The organism is Qipengyuania sp. S6317L1 (assembly GCF_023015615.1).
Taxonomy (GTDB): domain Bacteria; phylum Pseudomonadota; class Alphaproteobacteria; order Sphingomonadales; family Sphingomonadaceae; genus Erythrobacter.
This window is the reverse complement of the sequence record NZ_JALKAJ010000002.1, coordinates 301830-317846: the sequence shown is the minus strand read 5'-3', so window position 1 is coordinate 317846 and position 16017 is coordinate 301830. Positions and strand designations below refer to the sequence as shown.

14 protein-coding genes are annotated in these 16017 nt (G+C 56.8%); 12 read left to right on the top strand and 2 right to left on the bottom strand.

Annotated features, from left to right (window positions below; translation table 11 throughout):
• The first annotated feature begins 14 nt into the window (after positions 1-14).
• The gene (locus MWU38_RS02860) at positions 15-1046 is read left to right on the top strand and encodes a sugar kinase (protein WP_247270320.1); all 1032 of its coding nucleotides are present in this window, start codon (positions 15-17) and stop codon (positions 1044-1046) included.
• Between the two features lie 198 nt (positions 1047-1244).
• Here the strand turns inward: MWU38_RS02860 and proB are convergent, their stop codons facing one another.
• Positions 1245-2387 carry a glutamate 5-kinase gene (gene proB / locus MWU38_RS02855; RefSeq protein ID WP_247270319.1) on the bottom strand — a complete coding sequence of 381 codons (1143 nt, stop codon included), beginning with the start codon at positions 2385-2387 and terminating at the stop codon, positions 1245-1247.
• A 194-nt stretch (positions 2388-2581) separates the two neighbouring features.
• On the opposite strand from proB, the gene MWU38_RS02850 reads away from it, so the two are divergent.
• From MWU38_RS02850 to MWU38_RS02800, 11 genes are all read left to right on the top strand, one after another.
• Positions 2582-3367, top strand: coding sequence for a pyrroline-5-carboxylate reductase (locus tag MWU38_RS02850; protein WP_348646860.1), 786 nt, complete (start codon positions 2582-2584; stop codon positions 3365-3367).
• Between the two features lie 42 nt (positions 3368-3409).
• Positions 3410-4672 carry a glutamate-5-semialdehyde dehydrogenase gene (locus tag MWU38_RS02845; protein WP_247270317.1) on the top strand — a complete coding sequence of 421 codons (1263 nt, stop codon included), beginning with the start codon at positions 3410-3412 and terminating at the stop codon, positions 4670-4672.
• A gap of 206 nt (positions 4673-4878) precedes the next feature.
• On the top strand, positions 4879-7689 hold the full coding sequence (locus MWU38_RS02840) for a TonB-dependent receptor (RefSeq protein ID WP_247270316.1): 2811 nt from the start codon (positions 4879-4881) through the stop codon (positions 7687-7689).
• Complete coding sequence (locus MWU38_RS02835; RefSeq protein ID WP_247270315.1) at positions 7689-8723, top strand: phytase; 1035 nt, start codon at positions 7689-7691, stop codon at positions 8721-8723. The genes MWU38_RS02840 and MWU38_RS02835 overlap by 1 nt, the downstream gene beginning before the upstream one ends.
• 101 nt (positions 8724-8824) lie before the next feature.
• A complete protein-coding gene (locus tag MWU38_RS02830) occupies positions 8825-10084 on the top strand; it encodes a hypothetical protein (RefSeq protein WP_247270314.1) in 1260 nt (419 codons plus the stop codon).
• 112 nt (positions 10085-10196) lie between these two features.
• Complete coding sequence (locus tag MWU38_RS02825) at positions 10197-10598, top strand: DUF2177 family protein (RefSeq protein WP_247270313.1); 402 nt, start codon at positions 10197-10199, stop codon at positions 10596-10598.
• A gap of 77 nt (positions 10599-10675) precedes the next feature.
• Complete coding sequence (locus tag MWU38_RS02820) at positions 10676-11353, top strand: NAD(P)H-binding protein (RefSeq protein WP_247270312.1); 678 nt, start codon at positions 10676-10678, stop codon at positions 11351-11353.
• 32 nt (positions 11354-11385) lie between these two features.
• Positions 11386-11601: a DUF2945 domain-containing protein gene (locus tag MWU38_RS02815; protein WP_247270311.1), complete on the top strand. Its 216-nt coding sequence runs from the start codon at positions 11386-11388 to the stop codon at positions 11599-11601.
• 382 nt (positions 11602-11983) lie between these two features.
• Positions 11984-12469: a host attachment family protein gene (locus MWU38_RS02810; protein WP_247270310.1), complete on the top strand. Its 486-nt coding sequence runs from the start codon at positions 11984-11986 to the stop codon at positions 12467-12469.
• A gap of 51 nt (positions 12470-12520) precedes the next feature.
• Positions 12521-13573: a DNA topoisomerase IB gene (locus tag MWU38_RS02805; protein ID WP_247270309.1), complete on the top strand. Its 1053-nt coding sequence runs from the start codon at positions 12521-12523 to the stop codon at positions 13571-13573.
• 281 nt (positions 13574-13854) lie between these two features.
• Positions 13855-14736 (top strand): NTP transferase domain-containing protein, encoded by an 882-nt coding sequence (locus MWU38_RS02800; protein WP_247270308.1) that lies wholly within the window; start codon positions 13855-13857, stop codon positions 14734-14736.
• On the opposite strand, the gene MWU38_RS02795 is transcribed toward MWU38_RS02800, so the two are convergent.
• The gene (locus tag MWU38_RS02795) at positions 14654-15973 is read right to left on the bottom strand and encodes an oligosaccharide flippase family protein (RefSeq protein WP_247270307.1); all 1320 of its coding nucleotides are present in this window, start codon (positions 15971-15973) and stop codon (positions 14654-14656) included. The two genes, MWU38_RS02800 and MWU38_RS02795, sit on opposite strands and share 83 nt — an antisense overlap.
• Positions 15974-16017 lie beyond the last annotated feature (44 nt).

Genomic DNA, 16017 nt, shown 5'->3' with positions numbered 1-16017 from the left:
GAAAGCTCCTCCCCATGGCTGAATTCCTATCTTTTGGCGAAATCATGCTCCGGCTCAAGACGCCGGGGCACGAGCGTTTCTTCCAGTCTCCGCAGTTTGAAGCGACCTTTGGCGGCGGCGAAGCCAATGTTGCTGTTGCTTTGAGCAATTATGGCCTTGATGCAGGCTTCGTCAGCGCGCTTCCTGACAATGATATCGGCGACAATGCCATCATGGAATTGCGCAAGTTCGGCGTCGATACAGCGCACATCAGCCGCTCTGGCGAGCGTGTGGGTATCTACTTCCTCGAAACCGGCTCCAACCAGCGGCCATCCAAGGTAGTCTATGACCGCGCCAACTCCTCAATCTGCAACGCAGGGATGGACGAATTTGACTGGCCCACGATCTTTGCCGGCGCCAAATGGCTCCACATTACGGGGATCACTCCAGCGCTCAGCCAGTCGGCGGCCGACCTGTCGATGGCGTGTGTGAAGGCAGCGAAAGAGGCTGGCCTCACTGTCTCATGCGACTTCAATTTCCGCGGCAAGCTTTGGAAATACGGCAAAAGCGCGCCAGAGGTGATGCGCGAACTCGTCAAATATGTCGATGTGGGCATCGCCAATGAGGAAGACTGCCAGAAGTCGCTCGACATCACGGTCGATGTGGACGTTGAAAGCGGCGAACTCGACACCGCCAAGTACGAGGCACTGGGGCAGAAGGTTCTCGACATCTACCCCTACATGCACACCATTGCGATCACTCTTCGCGAGAGCCTGAGCGCGGATCGCAACAACTGGTCGGCGTGTCTGCGCACCCGCGATGATGGCTTTATGCTCAGCCGCAAATACGAGCTTACCGATATCGTGGACCGCGTTGGTGGCGGCGACAGTTTTGCCTCGGCGCTGATCTATGGCCTGAACGCTTATGAAGACCGTCAGCAAAGCCTGGAGTTCGCTGTGGCAGCATCTGCTCTCAAGCACACGATCATGGGCGACTTCAACCGCGTCACCGTGCCCGAAGTCGAGAAGCTGATGAGCGGCGACGGCTCAGGCCGCGTGCAGAGATAGGGGCAGAGATAAGGGAAATTGACTGGTTACCAAGGGCGCATGTCCTCGGGTCGAGCCGCCATGCAACTGGTCCTTGGCCCGTTAGATAACCTCTGAAAAGGCTGCGGCTCTTCGGTTTGCGAAGCCCAAGGAACAACAAATAAAAAGATCGCTGGCATTGCTCAGCGGTCTTTTCATTTTCTTGCCAATAAACCTCGATCAGGCCGCCTGATCAGGGGCGTCCCACGCAAGGTGGCGTTCCTCGATCAGCACGAGGTTCTCGGGCCGAATGAATTCGGCATCCGACTGGTAACCAAGCAATTGGCGAGCCGGCAATTCTAGATTGCGCATCAAGATGCGTGCTTCTTCGGAGTTGAAGTCGGAAAGACCCCGTGCCAGTTCATTGCTCTCCTGATCGTAGACGTGAAGCACGTCTCCGCGCGTGAAGTCTCCATTGACCGCGATCACGTCAGTACGTCTGATCGCGCTTTCGCCGTCAAAGTCCTTGGCCGCCTCGTCATTGATGACAATGCTGCCCGCCATTTGGAGCCGGTCTGCGAGCCAGGTTTCCCACATGGAAACCGGATCGGGATTGGGCAGACACACGGTGCACTTGCGCTTCGCTTTGAGGACAGAAGAAAGAGGAGCTTCGGCATCGCCATTTGCGATGTAAGCGGTGCAGCCTGCATTCTGCGCCATGTTGGCTGCTTTCAGCTTGGTGAGCATCCCGCCCGACCCAAGCTCGCTGAACCCGCCAGATGCGGCTTCGACATAGTCGGCCACATTATGGACCTCCTCGACCAATTGCGCGCCTTCTTCTTCAGGGTTGCGGTCATAGAGGCCGTCAACTTCGGTGAGGATAATCAGGCTTTCAGCCTCGACCATTTGCGCGATCTTGGCAGCCAGGCGATCATTGTCACCCACGCGAATTTCTTCGGTCGTGATCGTGTCGTTTTCGTTTACGATCGGCACGATGCGCGATTCCATCAGCCGAGCGACCGTGTTGCGGGTGTTAAGGAAGCGGCGGTGGTCCTCAAAATCGTCGAGCACCAGCAGGATCTGCGCGATTTCAAAACCGAATTCGAGCCCGACCTGTTTGTATGCATTGAGAAGCAGAGGCATGCCGCAGGCTGCAGCGGCCTGTTTGTCGCGCAGGCCGGCGGTTTCCGGCGTCATTCCGACAGTTTTGAGCCCCAATGCAACCGCGCCTGAGCTTGTCAGGATAACTTCGTAACCTTCATCGCGCAGCCTTGCCACATCGTCGAGCAGACGCTGCAGAAAACCGAAGCGGGGGGTGAGACGATCGGTGTTGGCAAGCAGGCTTGATCCGATCTTGACGACGATACGTTTGGATTTTGGCATTAAATTCTCGGGATTCATGAAAGAAATTTGGAACGATTGTGCGGTGCAATAGTTAGAATAAACGTGCAATGCAACATAAAATTTCAAATACTTCTCTGAACAAGATCTAAAGTAATTACAGAATTCACAATTTCTGTCAGTGAAATGATCGATGGAGATAGTGAATCTGTATTGAGGAGAGATTATCCTATACTATGTCTCAATTGAATATTCTAATGGTTGGGTGCGGAAAAATGGGTGGTGCCCTTCTTGGCAATTGGGTCAAGTCTGGTGATGTGTACGCAGTTACTGACCCCGCGCTCGAAACAGCGCCGCCGCAAACCGATTTGGTACGCGATACCGGCGACCTTGCCGGGCGCACATTTGACGTGATCATCATAGCCCTCAAGCCGCAGCTGATCGAGAAAGTCATGCCTGCTTACGCGACCATGCTGGGCGAAGATGGTTATGTGCTTTCGATGGCGGCCGGCTGCTCGATCGAAAGGATCAAGGCCGTGACGGGCGGGGCACCTGTGGTCCGGGTGATGCCCAATCTACCCGCAGCTGTCGGGCGGGGCGTCAGTGCGATTTGCGCAAGTAACGACGCTAGTGATGCGCATCTTGCCCACACCCAACAGATCATGGACCTGACGGGCACCTCCATTACGGTCGATGATGAGGACAAGATTGACCGATTCACCGGGGTCGCTGGTTCTGGCCCGGGCTACATATTCGAATTCGCCCGCACTTTTGTAGAAGCAGCGGTGGACCTGGGCTTTGACCAAGCGTCTGCGCGGTCTATGGTGCTTGAAACTATGGCAGGAGCTACCGAAATGGCACGTGCCTCGGATGAAGAGCTCGCCAGCCTTCGCAACTCTGTGGCCAGCAAGGGCGGCACAACCGCGGCCGGTCTCGACGCCTTTAATGGCGACGGCGCGATCAGTGAACGGCTGAACGCCACGGTCAAGGCCGCTTATGAGCGCGCTTTGGAACTCAAATAACTTCTTTTCCAGCTTCTCGCGAAGCAACAACGGGATCAAACAATGACTGACAATACTCTCGACCCGCAAATTCACATTGTCCAGCTTGGTGAGCGCGCCAAAGAGGCCGCACGAGAGCTGCGCTCCGCTAGCACAGAAGCTAAAAACACCGCGCTAATTGAAGCGGCCAAGGCAATGCGCGCGGCGACTGACCGCTTAGTGCAGGCCAATAAAATGGACGTCGACAGCGTCCGAGACACGAAACCTGAAAGCTTTATTGATCGCCTGATGCTCGATGCAGACCGCATAGAAGGCATGGCGAGCGCATTGGAGCAGATCGCCGGACTTGCTGATCCCGTGGGCCGCAAGCTCGCGACATTCGACCGGCCCAATGGCCTCAAGATTGAGCGCGTAGCTGTACCCATCGGTGTCATCGGCATGATTTACGAATCGCGCCCCAACGTGGGGTCGGATGCGAGTGCGCTTTGCCTTAAATCGGGCAATTCCGTTATTTTGCGCGGCGGCTCGGAAAGCCGTAATTCCACCCGCGTTATTGTTGAGTGCATGCAGGCAGGGCTCGAGGCAGCAGGCCTCCCGCGCGAAGCTGTGCAAACGGTCCAGACCACGGCCCGCGAAGCAGTGGCCGAGATGTTGGGCGCGGTTGACCATATCGACCTTGTGATCCCGCGCGGTGGCCGCGGGCTTACTGAGCTTGTGCGCGACAATGCAAAGGTGCCAACGCTGCTCCACCTTGATGGCAATTGCCACATCTATGTTCACGAAGAGGCCGATCTGGAGAAAGCCATTCCCGTCATCCGCAACGCGAAGCTGCGTCGCACGGGTGTTTGCGGTGCTGCTGAAAGCCTTGTGGTAGATGCTGCAATCGCAGATAAGGCGCTTCCTTTGATCGTGGACGCTATGCCTGATTGCGAGCTGCGAGGCGATGCGGCAGCGGTCAAAGTGGACGAGCGCATCAAACCGGCGAGCGATGCTGATTTCGACACCGAATTTCTCGATGCGGTGCTTTCGGTAAAAGTTGTTCCGGGCCCAGACGAGGCGATCCAGTGGGTGGCAAAGCACAGTTCGGGCCACACCGACGCGATCATGACAGAAAACGCCGAAGTCGCCCGTGAATTTCTTACACAGATCGACAGCGCGATCGTGATGCACAACGCATCCACCCAATTTGCCGATGGCGGAGAGTTCGGCATGGGCGCCGAGATCGGGATTGCCACCGGCAAGATGCACGCAAGAGGTCCCGTCGGTCTCGAACAGCTCACCAGCTTCAAATACATCGTGCTTGGCGAAGGCCAAACACGGGCCTAGCCGAACCAATACGCCCTAAGAAGTGCGAGAGAGGTCAGTCCGCTCTCGCACTTTGGCGTTTTGGCAGCCTCGTCGTGGCGGGACAGGGGCGTGGTGAGACAGTTTTATGACCGCGTCAATGCAATGGACATAAAACTGACTGCAAAGTGAAGCGAAGCGGACAAAAACAGGCCGTAACGCGCCCTCATCCTTGGAGGGCAATTTTGATGAAATTGAAGTCTGTATTATTCGCAAGCGCTGCGCTGGCGGCTGTTTCCACGCCTGTGGCGGCTGTTGCTGGCGACGTTCGTGGCATGGTCACCGATGCCGACGATACCGTTGCTGTTCGCGCCGCAGAAGTGCGCATTGTTGAACTTGATCGCACGGTCACGACCGAGCGCGATGGCAGCTTCAGCTTTGGCGGCATCCCTGCGGGCACTTATACATTGGAAGTGCGCTACATCGGAGCGGCGCCCCAATCGCAGACCGTCACCGTTTCGCAGGACGGCACCGCGACGGTCAACATCGCCCTTATGCGCGAAGGCTCTGACAATATCCTCGTCATCGGCCAGATCGCCAACCAGGCTTCGTCGCTTTCTCGCAAGCGCGCAAACGACGGGGTTAGCGATACTCTGACGCGCGATGCGATCGGACAGTTTCCCGACCAGAACGTTGCGGAATCGCTACGCCGCCTGCCTGGTGTGAACGTCCTCAACGATCAGGGCGAGGGACGTTTTGTTTCTGTGCGCGGCCTCGACCCGACGCTTAACGCGACCTCGATTAACGGTGTGCGCCTGCCATCGCCGGAAAGCGACACCCGTGGGGTCGCCCTAGATGTCGTTTCTTCCGATATTATTGAATCGGTCGAAGTCAAAAAGTCGCTGACGCCTGATATGGATGCCGACACTATCGGCGCCTCGATCGAGATAGAGACAACCAGCGCGTTTGACCGCAAAGACGATCTGTATGTCGTCTCAATCGGTGGCAGCTACAACGATCTGGCAGATGAGCTCACTCCTGACCTCAGCGCGGATTTCTCGACCCGGTTAAGCGAAAATTTCGGCGTGTCGGGCGGCCTGTCTTTCTACAATCGCAAATTCGAAACCGACAACATCGAGGGTGATGATTGGACCGAAGACGGCCTCGTATATGCCGAAGAAATCCAATACCGCGACTATGATGTTGAACGTGAACGCATCAGCGCAACGCTGGGCTTCGACATCCGCGCAGGGGACAGTACCGAGCTCTACGTCAAGGGCATCTGGAGCCAGTTTGACGATCAGGAATTCCGTCGCCGCCTGACATTTGATCTGGGCGATGCGGGCGTTGACGGCACAAGCGCCGCGCCTGTTTACAACGATGATGAAGCCATCACCGTTGAGCGCGATGTGAAAGACCGTTTCGAGCGTCAGCGTATCCGTTCTGTTGTCTTTGGCGGGGAAAGCGATTGGGGCGAATGGTTTGCCGATTATTCGGTAAGCTATGCCAAATCGACCGAGTTCGAGAATGGCAGCGTGGACCCGGCAACATTCGAGCGCGAGTTTGAGGCCGAGGGCCTGCAAGTGGGCTTTGACTATTCCGACCCGCGCGTGCCGCTTTATTCGGTGCTTGCCGATCCAACCGGCGATTTCTTCGATGCAGCAGCATATGAACTCAACGATATCGAGTTTACCGCCCTGTCCGACAGCGAAGACGAAGAGTATGCAACACAGCTCGACATTGGTCGCAGGATTTATGGCGATGCTGGCACTCTGACGCTTCAGGCCGGGTTCAAAGGGCGCTGGCGCGAAAAGAGCTTCAATGGCGAGGTCGAGTTTTACGAGATCGACGATTTCTCCGTTGCTAATGCTCTGGGGGTTGGGCCGACCTATCGCCTCGCCGACATTGCACCGCTGCCTGGCCTTACCGAGGCAACCTCCTTCTTCAACAGCAATTTTGCCGCTTTCGAGCTTCAGGAAATCGATAGCCAGTTCGATTCAGCCGTCTCCGACTTTGCGGTCGAAGAGGACATTCTCGCAGGCTATTTCATGGGCCGCTGGGAAAGCAGCGATGTGACCGTGATCGCGGGCGTTCGTTATGAAGACACCTCCAACACATTGTCAGGTAATGATGTTCTGCTGGTGGAAGAAGACGGGCTTTTGCCAAACGGCGCGGTGGCCACCGACGACACTGTAATCGTGACGCCAACCGTGACCGAGCGCAACTATGATCACTGGTTGCCGAGCGTCAATGTGCGCTACGAAGCGGCTGACGATCTGATCCTGCGCTTTGCCGGTTATCGTAGCCTCGTGCGTCCCGGCCCGTTCCAGCAGGCGCCGCGTATCACTGTCGAAGAAGCCGACGATGGCGAGCGCGAAGGCGAGTTCGGCAACCCGTCGCTGCGCCCGACAGAGGCGTGGAACATCGATGCGGCGATCGAATATTACATGCCCAATAACGGCGCGATCTTCGCATCGCTTTTCTACAAGAGCATTGATGATTTCATCGTCGAGCAGAATTTCGACAATGGTGGCACGTTCAACGGCGTCGACTTTGACGAGGCGACGATCTTTGCCAATGGCGACCAGGGCGAGATTTTCGGGGCCGAGATTGGTTTTGCGCAGGCCTTTACCGATCCGCTCGACGGCTTCGTGGTGCAAGCAAATTACACCTTTACCGATGCCAGCGGGACGATCACCACGGTTGAAAGCGATGGCCCGCGCGACATTGATTTGCCTGCCACATCAAAGCACACGGCGAATTTCTCGCTCGGCTATGACAAGGGGCCTTTCGATATTCGCCTGTCGGGCACTTACCGCGATGGCTATCTGGACGAGCTTGCCGATGAGGCCGACCTTGACCGCTATGTCGACAACCACTTTCAACTGGACCTCAGCGCGAAATACCGCGTAACCGACAAGATCCAGCTGTACTATGAGTGGGTGAACATCAACGATGCGGAATATTTCGCGTTCAACCGGCTTGGCGGACAAGAAAACCTTCTGCAATATGAAGAGTATAACTGGACAATAAAATTCGGCGCGCGGGTGACATTTTGATGATGAGCAGTTTGAGAGTACTTTCCATCGCGGCCTTGGGGCTGGTTTCCGCATGCGCAAACGCCCCGATTTACGGTGATCCTGCAGTTTCGGTTAGCGCCCTTGCACAGACCGAGCCTGTGGGCACCGCGAATGAGGATGCAGCCGATGACCCTGCAATTTGGCGTAATGAAAGCAATCCAGCGGCAAGCCTGATCGTTGCAACTGACAAGAAGGCGGGGCTTTACGTTTATGACCTTGAGGGCACTGTGCGCAGCTTCCTGCGGGCCGGGCTTCTCAACAACGTTGATCTCATCACGCTTGATAATGGCATGGTTCTGGTCGCGGCAAGTGACCGGGGCGATCCCGTGAATGCCCAGATTTTGCTTGCGTCGCTGGATACGACGACCGGGAATTTGAGCGAGATCACAAGGGTCGATGCAGGGCCGGGTGAAGCTTACGGGTTTTGCATGGGGGAGACCCTCGAAGATGGCTCTGTCACCATGTACAGCCCGATCAAGGACGGGCGTATTGCACTGAACATTGTGCAACGCGACGGCGATGGTTGGTCGAACGTCACGAGCACCTTTGCCAGCGTTCCCACGCAGCCCGAAGGTTGCGTGTTCGATCCGCGCACGCGCTCGCTTTACGTCGGCGAGGAAGCTGCCGGCATCTGGCGCTTTGACACCGTCACTGGGCGAGGCAGTCTTGTTGCGGCAATCGACAATAAGCAGCTGGTTGCTGATGTGGAGGGGCTCGCTCTTGCACCTGCCGGCAGCGATGGCGGCTATCTCGTGGCATCGAGCCAGGGCGACAACGCCTATGCGGTTTACGCCCTGCCTGCCATGACCGCGCTTGGCCGCTTCCGCATTGGCGAAAGCGCCATTGGTTCCGCCGAAGAGACGGACGGGATTGAACTTGCGCTGGGCAATTTTGGCCCGTCTTACCCAGAGGGATTGTTCGTGGCTCAGGACGGCGACAACCGGCCCGAAGCGCAAAACTTCAAGCTGGTGTCATGGCAAGCCATTCTCGAGGCGATTGGGCGGGGAGAGTAACTTTCCGCTGGGCTTGCACCGCCCCGCAGGTGGGTTGGGCCTTGCATTGCGATTGCCTGCAATTATCGTCGCAAAGACCCCTTGCAACCAAAGGCATCGCCATGCTCCGCAACGCTGTTCGCTCGCTTTTTGTTCTTGCCCTGTTTGCGTTCTCTCCAAGCGCGCATGCCTTGCCCGATGGGGAGGGCAAGGTTCTGGTCGAAGCGGTGTGCGGCACGTGCCATAGCCCGCAACTGATTGAGCGCAGTTCTGGCTATAGCCGCGAGGATTGGCAGGCGCTTACCGCGACCATGATCGACCTTTCGCGCAATCGCGAGATGGAAGGGCAAATTCTCGACTATCTCGCTGGCAATTTTCCGCCAAGCGGCAACCGGGCATCGACCCCGGTGGACGGGGATATCTCGATCCGGTTCGAGCAATGGCAGGTGCCAACGTTGGGCCAACGCTCGCGCGACCCGGTCGAAGCGCCGGATGGGAAAATCTGGTGGGTGGGCCAATGGGGCGATATCCTCGGAAGGCTTGATCCCCAGTCGGGCCGGATGGAGGAGTTTCGCCTCCCCACAGGGGCAAAGCCGCACTCTGTCAATATCGGGCCCAACGGCTATGCCTGGTACACCGGCAACCGCAATGCAACCATTGGCCGGTTTGATCCCGAAACAACTGAAATCACGGAATTTCCCATGCCCGATCCCGCCGCGCGCGACCCGCACACGGCAGAATTCGATGCGGAAGGGATAATGTGGTTCAGCCTTCAGGGCAGCAATATGATCGGTCGCCTCGATCCGGCGAGCGGCGAAGTCAGGCTCGTTCCCAGCCCGCGCGAGAATTCCCGTCCATACGGCGTGAAGATCGCCCGTGACGGAACGATATGGGTCGCGTGCAACGGTGCCAATTGCCTTTTGCGAGCGGACCCGGAGACGATGGAAGTCACCGAGGTCACTCTGCCCGAAGAAGGGACCACGGTGCGTCGCCTCGATATCGATGAAAACGGCATGATCTGGTGGGTCAATTCGGGGCTGGGCCGTCTAGGGCGCTATGACCCCGAAACCGGTGCAATCAAGGAATGGCCATCGCCCAGTGGCCCCAAATCTCACCCGTATGCCATCGCAATCTTTGATGGCGCGGTGTGGTATAATGAAAGCGGTGTGCGGCCCGATATGCTGGTCCGGTTTGAGCCCGAAACCGAAACGTTTCAAAGCTGGCCGATACCCTCTGGTACCCCTTCGAGCGGCGAATTTTTCGGCGGGATATTACGCCACATGCGCACCTCATTGGATGGCCAATCGTTGTTGATCCATCAGTCAGGCACAAACCATATCGCGCGCGTCACTGTGGAGCGCGAGCAAGAAGTGCAAAAATAGCTTTGGCGCATGATGCCAGGCTACGATGCACCGGGCCCTGCAATGCTTAGTGTTGGGAACGAAAGCGCCGGCTTGCGGTAAATACGGGGAACACCGATCAGGAGACCCCGACATGCAATTGGCTATCGCCATCCTTTGTGCTGCTATCATTTTTGGAGCTTTGGATGCGCTCTGGCTGAGTTGGGCAGGTTCAAATCTCTACCGCCCGAATATCGGCGAAGTGATGGCAGAGGATTTCCGGATGGCTCCGGCTCTTATCTTCTATTTCATTTATCTTGCGGGGATGGCCTGGTTCGTTCTTGCCCCCGCGCTTGTGCAAGGCGGCGTTGGAGCGGCGCTTCTCGACGGGCTGCTGCTGGGCGGGCTGTGTTATGCGACCTATGATCTCACCAGCCAGGGTGTGCTGAAAACCTGGTCCACCAAAGTCAGCATTATCGACATCCTTTGGGGCGCATTTGCAACCGGCACGGCAAGCGCGGCCTCGATCGCAATCACAAAGGCTATCACCGGATAGACGTCACTGGGGCGGAGCAAGCGTAAAATTTAAACGCACCGCTTCGATGGTGCGACAAGCATAGAAAGATATTGAGCATGCAGATCACCGTTTTCGGAGCCACCGGCCGCGTGGGTTCGCGCGTTGTGGATCAAGCCGCGCAGCGCGGCTTCGATGTAAAGGCGATTTCACATAACGGGACGAGCCATGCCCACTCCAAGGTGACCACTGTTCAGGCTGATGTCCTCAAAGACGACCTGACAGACGCGCTTGAAGGATCGAGCGCCGTTGTCTCGTGCCTTGGGGTTGGCAATGATCCTGCGACCTTGTTTGACCCTCCGCCCCTTTATACCAAAGGCACGCTGCGCATCGCGGGCGCTATGAAAGTAGCGTCCATCGATCGCCTGATAGTGGTTTCAGCGACCTTTGTTGAAACGCTCGACCGTGGCCCTGCGCATTTTCAGGCAACGCTTCCGGCTTTGTCGATGGTCTTCAAACAGATGGAGGATATGGAGGCGCAGCTGACGCGGCTTGATAACCTGCGCTGGACCGCGGTTCGCCCCGGCTGGATCATGGATGCAGACCCGTCGCCCGATGCCGTCATCACCGACCGCGTTATTCGCGAGGATCTGATCCGCAGCAGAACAGGCGACATCGCAAAACTTATGCTCGACGCAGTCGAGAATGACCAATGGATCAATGAAAAGCCGGCGGTGGCGTCACCCGAAGATGACGAACACACCTCGGTCAAAGCCGTCGTTCAGGAAATCGTTTAACTCCAACCAATCAAGTCGGAAAGGAAGAGAGTATGAGTGGATATTCGGAAGGAACCAAGGTCCAGTGGGACTGGGGCGATGGGACAGCCAGCGGCGAGGTCAAGCAGGTCTATACGCAGAAGCGCACGCTTAAGATCGATGGCAACGAAGTAACGCGCGATGCCAGCGAAGATTGCCCGTCATACAAGATCGAGCAGAACGACGGGCAGGAGGTTTTCAAGAGCCATTCGGAGGTCCGCAAGGCGTAAGCTGCGTACGATGCAAGCAACGGGCGTTGGTTGTCATTTCTCTTGCGATATTTGGAACCAATCGCACGTCGATTGATTGATCTTATTACAAGACGGGGAAACCGGGCGAAGCGTGGCATGGGCCTCAACAGGGGCGCTGCATGAGCCTGACTATTAAAGGAATTACTCTATGACACCGGCATCGATTCACAGCAGTAAACCTGATCAATGGACTGCTCCGCGCCCTTATAGCGACGCCTCGCTGCGGTATATGAAGTACGGCCGAATTCAACCACTTGAAGAGCCGGGCTTTCTTGAACGCTTGTTCCGAACCGGTCGCTAACGCCGGGGCGCGCGACCCGCGCACTATCGATTTGTAACACACAGGAAAAGGAGATCCGCAATGGTCTATGAAACGCAAAAGCTTCCCGATTTGAACGATGATTCAAGCAACATCGCAAGAGGCTGCCTTGTCCTGGTTGCAGATGGGGAAAAGGCATTGTTCATGCGCAATATCGGCGATGCCAAGACGCCCCACCTCGATGTTGAGCGTAAGAAGGAACAGGATAATCCGCCAACACGCGAACAGGCGGCCAACCGCCGCGGGCGCATGTTCGACGGCACAGGTCACAAGTCCGCCGTGGACGATACCGATTGGCACCAGCTCGCCAAGGATCGCTTCGCGCACGACCTTGCCGATATGCTTTACAAGCGGGCGCATCGCGGCGAATTTGACGAGCTGATTGTCGCGGCCGACCCTTCGACCTTGGGTGAATTGCGCAAGGAATGGCACCAGGAGGTCGAAAAGCGCATCGTGGCCGAGATCGACAAGGATCTCACAAACCATGACATGGCAGATATCGAGAAGATCATCGCCGAAAACGCCTAAGTCGATTTCGGGCCTCATGAACCTGAGACCCTTTACGTATGAGCCAACTACATGACCGTTGTCGCTGCCTTGCAAATGATGGATCTTACGGCAGGCGACAAACAGCTGCCCGATGACCTGATTTACGTCGAGGAAAGCGACAACGGTATTGCGCGAAAACGCAAAAAGGACGACTTCGTTTACTTCAATACAGACGGTCGCGCTTTGAAATGCGAAACCGAACTGGCTCGGGTGAAAGCTTTGGGCTTGCCGCCCGCGTGGCGTGAGGTGTGGATATGCCCACAATCTAACGGCCATTTGCAAGCGACCGGCGTGGATGATGCTGGCCGCAAACAATACAGATACCACGACAACTGGCGCGCATTCCGGGAGCAAACCAAGTTCAACCGGCTAGTCGAATTTGGAGCCGCCTTGCCGAGAATCCGGCGCCGGGTGCGGCGCGTCTTTCGCGAAGTTGGTGAACCGGATAAAGAGCTTGTTATCTCAGCGCTCGTTCGGCTGCTCGACAACGCGCCTTTGCGTATTGGGAGCAGCACGGGCGAGGGCGATGTGGTCGGCGCCTGCACGCTTGAACAACGCAATGTAAAAATGACTGATGACGCTATTCGCCTGGATTACACCGCGAAGGGTGGAAAGCGGGTTCGTCGCCAGATCAGTGATCGCCGGCTGCTCCAAATTCTTGAGAAGATTGATGAATTGCCGGGAAAGGAACTTTTCCGCTACATCGGGTCTGATGGCGAAATCTATTGCGCGCGTTCTGAACATGTGAACGACTGGCTTCAGGATGTTGCAGATAGCGAGCACATCACCGCCAAGACTTTTCGCACCTGGGCAGGGACGCTTGCTGCCTTCGAACTGTGTATCAGCGTCGAAAAACCGACCATCAAAGCAATGAGCGAAGAAGCAGCGAACGTGCTGCGCAACACCCCCACCATTGCCAGAAACAGCTATATCCACCCAGCCGTCATTTCCTTGCGAGACGCATCATATAAAAAACGCCAAGCCGTGGGGAGCGTAGAGCAGAGCGCGCCTGACCTCACAAAGACGGAAACAGCAATGCTGGGCTATCTCGCCAAGGCGCAAGGATTGGAACTGGTGCAGTAGAACGGGTCTCATCGAACCGGTTGGTGGCGGTTTCACCGCGCCAGGCTATTTCGCGCCTTGCCTATTGTTGATCAATCAGCGCCTCATCTCGCTCGGCCACGCGGTTCTCTTTTGTCTCCAAGGCGGGGCTATTCATCGCGGAAACGCCTTCGCCACTTGGATAGCCTCTCGTTTTAGGCCATGGCAAAGGGAACTCGTCAGCCTATTCGTCTTTGTTTCGGTAGCGAACCATTCGGAGCAAAGTTTTGTCACCCAGAATGCAAGACATAGACCCAGCCAAAATGCGCGATTGGACAGCGATCGTTCTCGCAGGCGAGCGCCCGGACGGCGATCCGCTGGCAAAGGGGCTTGGCGTGCCCGCCAAGGCTCTGATCGAAATTGAAGGTCGTACGATGTTATCGCGGGTGGTGCGTGCGCTGCTCGACAGTGATCGCGTTGCGAGGGTGGTTGTCCTTGCGCAGGACACCGGCCTCATATCAAGCGGTGAGCCTTCCGATCTTTTGAGCGACCCAAGGATTGCACTAATGACCAGCGGCAATGGCATTGCCAGCAGTCTGCGATCCATACTCGGGACCCCTGACGCACCTTGGCCGGTTCTGGTAACCACGGCGGACAATGCCCTTTTGACTGGGCGAAGGGTGCAGAGTTTCTTGTCATGCGCAGGAGGTTGCGACATTGGTGTCGGCGTGAGCGAGCGTTCTGTCGTTGAAAGCCGCTTTCCCGGTACACGGCGCACATGGCTCAAATTCAGGGATGGGCATTATTCGGGCGCGAACCTGTTCGCCTTCAACAGCGATCTATGTCTGCCCGCAATCGACCACTGGCGCGAGGTCGAACAGGATCGAAAGAAGGGCATCAAACTGATTGCCAGTTTTGGCCCCTCGCTCTTCCTGGCATTTCTACTCCGGCGGGTTGGTTTTGAGAAAGGCCTTGGCATGGCAAGCCGTAAAATGGGGCTGGTTGCCAAACCCATTGTACTGGATGCCGAAGCGCCGATTGACGTCGATAAGCCCGAGGATCTTGAACTGGTCAGACAAATCTTGGCGCAACGCCTGCACGATGAACGCCCCGCCAAGCCCGCTATTTCTGAGCCCCAGTCTGCCGTTTGCCAAGAAGAGCAAGACCGGTCGGCACAAGAAGCACGAGCAGCCCTGCATAGCTAGCAAGCAGGATCGTTGATCCCAGACCAGCAAGATCCAACTCTTTTGCGCTGAGAAAAATAACCGCAAGCACCGACCCGACAATGGTGATCCGCGATAGGACCGGTGCAAGCGATCTGCCGCTTCCCAGCATGAAGGTTTCGCAAATCGCTGCGAGGAAAAGCGCAGGAAGTGTCCATGCAAGGAGAGACAAAAGCTGTCCGGCTCCCGAATAGGCTTCACCTGCGATGAGGGCAACGATGATGTCGGCTCCGAAATACAGGACGAGGCTCGCCGGGATGGAGACGAACAGCAGGGTCGAGCCCACATGGCGCATGACCTCTTTCAAGCGTGCGCCCGTTGCCGCCTGCAGTTTGGATATCTCCGGAAAAAGACTGCGCATGGCGAGTTCGACAGGGGCGAACACGGCTTCGAGCAAGGTCTGGGCAAGGCGATAAGTTCCGGCCGCCGAAGCTCCGAGAGCCCCTCCGATAACGAGCGTCAAGAGCGGCAAGGCCCCTTGTTGAAGCGAGGCGTTGAAATTGGTGCCGAGGAGATAGCGCCACAAAAGGTTCGAGGGGATCGTGGTTGGCGCAGTTGATCCTCCTGCTGAGATAATGCCCTTCGCTTTGGCGACAATAATGGCGCAGACCCAGAGAAACGCGTCGCCCAATATGTCGGATAAGACCCAAGCGAGGACCACCGCCCAAAGCGGTGTGCCGAATAAATAGGCGATGCTCACCCCGATCAAGCGGACTGCCGGGGTCACAAGGCTTTGCCAAGCCATCAGGTCAAAGCGGTCGGCGAGGCGAAGAATGCCTGTGGGCGTGCCTGCCACCTGTAAGGGCACGATGAGACAGTAGAGGGCCGCGACAGAGGCGAATTCGGCTGGAATGCTGAGCGTTTCACCCGCGCCAAAGGCCAGTACACCACCAAGTGCCATGGCTACGAACCCGACGACGAAGTCGATAGTCGCAAGGCGAAACCAGAGGCTGCGCACCTCTCCCATATGGTTCGCTTCATAGGAAGCGGCGCCGAAATGGACCATGGCTTGCCATGACTGGAACTTGGCGAAAGCGGCAAGCCCTTGTGCAAGGCTGCGAAAAAGCATCAGGAGGCCGAACTCATTGAGATCGAGAACCCGCGCAGTCACGGCAATTGAGGCAAGGTGCAGAACCGCACCTCCCACTTTGCCAACGCCGAGCATGCCGGTGTTGCGCATGACGCGCCTCAAGACATCATCTTTGAGCCAAATGCGCATCAAACTTCTCAAATTTGCGAACGGCGCTGGCCATTAAAGGTTTG

Excerpts from the sequence above, each read along its gene's own strand:
- MWU38_RS02840 (WP_247270316.1), top strand. The coding sequence starts at position 4,879 with ATGAAATTGAAGTCTGTATTATTCGCAAGCGCTGCGCTGGCGGCTGTT.
- MWU38_RS02805 (WP_247270309.1), top strand. The coding sequence starts at position 12,521 with ATGACCGTTGTCGCTGCCTTGCAAATGATGGATCTTACGGCAGGCGAC.
- MWU38_RS02795 (WP_247270307.1), bottom strand. The coding sequence starts at position 15,973 with ATGCGCATTTGGCTCAAAGATGATGTCTTGAGGCGCGTCATGCGCAAC.
- MWU38_RS02850 (WP_348646860.1), top strand. The coding sequence starts at position 2,582 with ATGTCTCAATTGAATATTCTAATGGTTGGGTGCGGAAAAATGGGTGGT.
- MWU38_RS02820 (WP_247270312.1), top strand. The coding sequence starts at position 10,676 with ATGCAGATCACCGTTTTCGGAGCCACCGGCCGCGTGGGTTCGCGCGTT.
- MWU38_RS02825 (WP_247270313.1), top strand. The coding sequence starts at position 10,197 with ATGCAATTGGCTATCGCCATCCTTTGTGCTGCTATCATTTTTGGAGCT.
- MWU38_RS02860 (WP_247270320.1), top strand. The coding sequence starts at position 15 with ATGGCTGAATTCCTATCTTTTGGCGAAATCATGCTCCGGCTCAAGACG.
- MWU38_RS02815 (WP_247270311.1), top strand. The coding sequence starts at position 11,386 with ATGAGTGGATATTCGGAAGGAACCAAGGTCCAGTGGGACTGGGGCGAT.
- MWU38_RS02800 (WP_247270308.1), top strand. The coding sequence starts at position 13,855 with ATGCGCGATTGGACAGCGATCGTTCTCGCAGGCGAGCGCCCGGACGGC.
- MWU38_RS02810 (WP_247270310.1), top strand. The coding sequence starts at position 11,984 with ATGGTCTATGAAACGCAAAAGCTTCCCGATTTGAACGATGATTCAAGC.
- MWU38_RS02830 (WP_247270314.1), top strand. The coding sequence starts at position 8,825 with ATGCTCCGCAACGCTGTTCGCTCGCTTTTTGTTCTTGCCCTGTTTGCG.
- MWU38_RS02835 (WP_247270315.1), top strand. The coding sequence starts at position 7,689 with ATGATGAGCAGTTTGAGAGTACTTTCCATCGCGGCCTTGGGGCTGGTT.
- proB (WP_247270319.1), bottom strand. The coding sequence starts at position 2,387 with ATGCCAAAATCCAAACGTATCGTCGTCAAGATCGGATCAAGCCTGCTT.
- MWU38_RS02845 (WP_247270317.1), top strand. The coding sequence starts at position 3,410 with ATGACTGACAATACTCTCGACCCGCAAATTCACATTGTCCAGCTTGGT.